3 protein-coding genes and 1 pseudogene are annotated in these 3,131 nt (G+C 41.2%); 3 read left to right on the top strand and 1 reads right to left on the bottom strand.

The window, feature by feature from the left end; translation table 11 throughout:
* Positions 1 to 124: 124 nt before the first annotated feature.
* A pseudogene (locus tag AZH43_RS16850) lies at positions 125 to 1,034 on the bottom strand (SulP family inorganic anion transporter); the annotation flags it as partial.
* A 217-nt stretch (positions 1,035 to 1,251) separates the two neighbouring features.
* On the opposite strand from AZH43_RS16850, the gene AZH43_RS16845 reads away from it, so the two are divergent.
* The 3 genes from AZH43_RS16845 (at position 1,252) to AZH43_RS16835 (ending at position 2,950) form a co-directional block, all read left to right on the top strand.
* The gene (locus tag AZH43_RS16845) at positions 1,252 to 1,863 is read left to right on the top strand and encodes a glutathione binding-like protein (RefSeq protein ID WP_067672276.1); all 612 of its coding nucleotides are present in this window, start codon (positions 1,252 to 1,254) and stop codon (positions 1,861 to 1,863) included.
* Positions 1,864 to 2,032: 169 nt separating this feature from the next.
* Positions 2,033 to 2,614 carry an NAD(P)H-dependent oxidoreductase gene (locus AZH43_RS16840; protein WP_067672271.1) on the top strand — a complete coding sequence of 194 codons (582 nt, stop codon included), beginning with the start codon at positions 2,033 to 2,035 and terminating at the stop codon, positions 2,612 to 2,614.
* 18 nt (positions 2,615 to 2,632) lie between these two features.
* Positions 2,633 to 2,950: a putative quinol monooxygenase gene (locus AZH43_RS16835; RefSeq protein WP_227509843.1), complete on the top strand. Its 318-nt coding sequence runs from the start codon at positions 2,633 to 2,635 to the stop codon at positions 2,948 to 2,950.
* Positions 2,951 to 3,131 lie beyond the last annotated feature (181 nt).

Below are 3,131 nucleotides of genomic sequence, written 5' to 3'. Positions count from 1 at the left end.
GGGTGTTGKSMYTAAAAAAACCCAAATVAAATDGADDAAAVDAMAACAATAATAAAAAGGMMAACAAGGAAAAARWGGGAWAAAAAMACCCGCCATRWTTAAAAAAAAAAAAAAAAAAAAAAAAAAAAAAGGCCCGCCACTAATGTGGAGAGGCGGGTTCGGGCTCCAGATGAGACATTAATGATGGATTGCCCAATCATTGCGCAGCCTGCCATGCCGCCCATAAAGCCGCTGACGATATTGGCGTAGCCTTGACCTCGGCATTCTTGATGGCGGTCACCCTCGGTGCCGGTCACTTCATTAATAACAGTTGTTGTCATCATGGTTTCCAGCAGGCCAACGGTCGCAAGCGTAAGGGAATACGGGAAAATAATCTGCAGTGTTTCAAAATTCAGCGGAATTTCAGGAATGAGAAAAATAGGCAATGTATCTGGAAAATTGCCTAAATCACTTACTGTACGCATATCTGCGCCCAGAAAAATGGCTAAACAGCTGAGCACCAAAATACAGATCAGCGGTGAGGGGACTGCCTTGCCGATTTTGGGGATGTAAGGAAACAGGTAAATGATGGCTAAGCCGAGCGCCATAAAGACAAAGCCTAAGCCGTTCATTTGATTGATTTCAGGCATTTGCGCTGCAAATATCAGAATCGCCAGCGCATTCAAAAAACCGTAGACTACAGCTTGAGAAACGAAACGCATCAGTTTCGCGACTTTAAACCAGCCGGCAATCACTTGAATGATTCCTGTCAAAATAGTGGCCGCCAGTAAATACTGCAGCCCATGATCTTTAACCAGCGTAATCATCAGCAGCGCCATAGCGCCTGTTGCGGCAGAAATCATGGCAGGCCGCCCGCCTAAAAATGCAATGCTGACAGCAATACAGAATGAAGCATATAAGCCGACTTGCGGGTCTACTCCTGCAATGGCAGAAAAGGCGATAGACTCGGGAATTAAGGCAAGTCCAACCACTAAGCCTGCCAATACATCGGTACGGATGTTGGAAAACCATTCATCTTTGTTAAGCTTCAGCACTGTATTTTGCCATCAAATTTAAAACCTGCGTATGTTAAAACACTTTGATAAAAAAAAGCAGAACAGTTTGACTTGAAAAAATTTCTGTTATAAACAATATTCAAAGCGTAAGTGAAATTATGCCATTTACGCTTTTTTGCAATTTACAGGTTTGATCACTTGAAAGTTTGTCAGAAGCGATTTAAAACAGTTAATAGTTAAATAACAAGGATCAGATATGAAGCTCTATTATTCTCCAGGCGCTTGCTCTTTGGCATCGCATATTATTCTAAATGAAATTAATGTTGATTTTGATTTGGTTCGCGTCGACTTAAAAACCCATAAAACAGAAAAGGGCGCAGATTATTATGAAATTAATCCAAAAGGCTATGTGCCGGCTTTAGAGATTAATCCTGGTTTGATCCTTACTGAAAACGTCGCTATTTTACCCTTTCTTGCACAGCATGATCCTAAACAGGATTTAATTCCGCCATCAGGTCTTGGCCGGGCAAAAGTTTTAGAATGGCTGGGTTATTTAAACTCAGAACTGCATGATGCCTATGCAGTATTTTTTGGCGCGCCTTTGAATGATGATGCAAAGGCAAAGGGCTATGCGGAAGTTGACCGCCTGCTGAGCTATATTGATAACGCTATTGGCGAGTCGGACAATGACTATTTAGTAGATGATAATTTTGGCCCAGCAGATGCGTATTTATTTGTGCTCACCAATTGGTCTAAGGCAATTGGCCATGATTTAACACCGTATGCAAATATTAATGCGCTGTGCAAAAAAGTCGCAGAGCGCCAGTCTGTGCAAATTGCCATGCGGGATGAAGGCTTGATTCCTTAAAATCCAGTTTCAAAATCTTAAAAAGTAAAAAAACGCCTGTGGGCGTTTTTTTAATGCCTTTATTTTTGATTGCTGATTTTTACTCAATAATATTTTGCACATTCAGGAATTTTTCACAGTAAATATTAACGCTATAGTGCCTGCAGAAATGAATATACAAGGCTTATACATGAGTAATATCTTAATTGTGAACGGCGCTAAAACATTTGCGCATTCTAATGGTGAATTAAACGATACGCTGACCGATTTGGCGGCATCTGTGCTGCCTGATTTAGGACATCAGGTTAAAATTACCCGTGCAGATTCCAATTATGATGCTCAGGAAGAGGTGCAGAATTTCCTTTGGGCGGATGCAGTAATTTACCAAATGCCGGGCTGGTGGATGGGCGCGCCGTGGACAGTCAAGAAATATATAGATGATGTCTTTACCGAAGGGCATGGCAGCTTATATGCAAGTGACGGCAGGTCACGTTTTGACGCCGCTAAAAAATATGGTTCAGGCGGTTTGATTCAGCATAAAAAATATATGCTGTCTTTAACATGGAATGCGCCGATGGCGGCATTTAATGAGCCTGATCAGTTCTTTCACGGTGTTGGTGTAGACGGCGTGTATTTGCCTTTTCATAAAGCCAATCAATTTTTAGGGCTGCAGACTTTGCCGACATTTATTGCAAATGATGTGATAAAAGCTCCTGATGTCGAAACTTATAAAGCGCAATACCGCGAACATTTAATGCAAGTGTTTGCTTAATCAGGCATAAAGGAAATAATGATGCTCACTGTTGTTGCAGAAGTGATATGCGCTTCAGAAAATGATTTTGACAGCGTGCTTGAGTCATTCAAGAAAATCCGTCCGCTGGTTTTACAGGAAGGAGGCTGCTATGGCTATGATATTCATATAGATGACCTATCGGGTGAAAGCGCCATGCAGGCCAAAGTTCCATTTTCCATCATGATGTATGAAAAATGGAAAACACGGCAGGATCTGGAAATGCACATGCGCAGTGTCAATATGAAAGCGCATCATGAGGCGACTCAAGCTTTAAGTTTGCAGATTAAAGTGCGCATATTGGAACAAGTACAGTAAGTGCTGAATACCTTGGTAAAATAGCCTGCATCAAGGCTATTTTACTGAAACTCATAATGTTCACTGAATTGTATGTGTTCTAAGCTGAGTGAATATTTATTTTTCAGTTCTGTCCACTGAATCTTTGGAGGCTGAGCGCTTTCTTCAAATTCATTTTGCCCAGATGTGCTTTTTATCTTTC

The organism is Acinetobacter pragensis (assembly GCF_001605895.1).
Taxonomy (GTDB): Bacteria; Pseudomonadota; Gammaproteobacteria; order Pseudomonadales; family Moraxellaceae; genus Acinetobacter; species Acinetobacter pragensis.
Note: the sequence above shows the minus strand (reverse complement) of the source record. Positions and strands in the feature narration are given on the sequence as shown.

Coding starts and splice junctions, on each gene's coding strand:
- AZH43_RS16845 (WP_067672276.1), top strand. CDS start 1,252: ATGAAGCTCTATTATTCTCCAGGCGCTTGCTCTTTGGCATCGCATATT.
- AZH43_RS16840 (WP_067672271.1), top strand. CDS start 2,033: ATGAGTAATATCTTAATTGTGAACGGCGCTAAAACATTTGCGCATTCT.
- AZH43_RS16835 (WP_227509843.1), top strand. CDS start 2,633: ATGATGCTCACTGTTGTTGCAGAAGTGATATGCGCTTCAGAAAATGAT.